The sequence below is a fragment of the Halorubrum sp. ASP1 genome (genome assembly GCF_005435135.1).
GTDB classification, from domain to species: domain Archaea; phylum Halobacteriota; class Halobacteria; order Halobacteriales; family Haloferacaceae; genus Halorubrum; species Halorubrum tropicale.
This window is the reverse complement of the sequence record NZ_SGUA01000041.1, coordinates 1-769: the sequence shown is the minus strand read 5'-3', so window position 1 is coordinate 769 and position 769 is coordinate 1. Positions and strand designations below refer to the sequence as shown.

At 51.8% G+C, this 769-nt stretch carries 2 pseudogenes; one reads left to right on the top strand and one right to left on the bottom strand.

What is annotated here, in order from left to right:
• Positions 1-332 (top strand): annotated as a pseudogene (locus EXE48_RS18565) (hypothetical protein); the annotation flags it as partial.
• 40 nt (positions 333-372) lie between these two features.
• Here the strand turns inward: EXE48_RS18565 and EXE48_RS18150 are convergent.
• Positions 373-769 (bottom strand): annotated as a pseudogene (locus EXE48_RS18150) (serine integrase family protein); the annotation flags it as partial.

Here is a 769-nt window from a genome sequence, read left to right as displayed (position 1 = left end):
TCGTCTTCGGGATCTGTGGCTTTGTGGCGTACGCAATCAATTGGAAAACTGGCATTCTGTACAACCTCCCAGCATACTCACTCTACTCTTCGCTCCCGGTAGCACTCGTTATTCTAGTTGGTCCGAAGGGATGGTTACCCATATTGATCCTTGCCTCTGTCGTGAGCCTTGGTGGTGGGTACGTGCTGGAAAATGAATTTGGAGTTGATATCACACACTGGGGACCAAGATCCGGTCAAGTGAACAGATTTATCGAGACGGCGAAAATGAAATATCAAGACATACATGGTGTTCATGAAGTAGATCTAGCGCTCGGAGAATTCGAGAGATGAATGGGCTACCTTTGCGATCGCACTAGGACATTCCGGGTGTCTACGATTCTGCCATCTGCTCGCGATTGATGTACCATTCACGCCGGTCAAGTACGTTCTGAATAGTCGCAACCGGTATGTCAACTGTGTCCGCTATCTCTCGACGACTCTTCCCAGCGTTGTCGAGCTGAAAGATCTCCATGACGGTGTCGAACTCCTTTCCCGGCACTTGGTAGTGTCCGGCATCGTCGTAGGTCATTCCAAATCGCGGGCGGCCGTGATCATACCCCTCTTTGATCCGGCGGCGGACCGCTCGGCGTGATTTCTCGATTTCATCTTCTTTCGTGTCTCGCTCGATGCGTCGCTTTAGATCGAACGTGAGATCGTCCTCGTTCACGTCGCCGACGTAGACGATCTCAGCGTTACCCTGCTCGGCGGCGTACTGAATCACCGAAAAG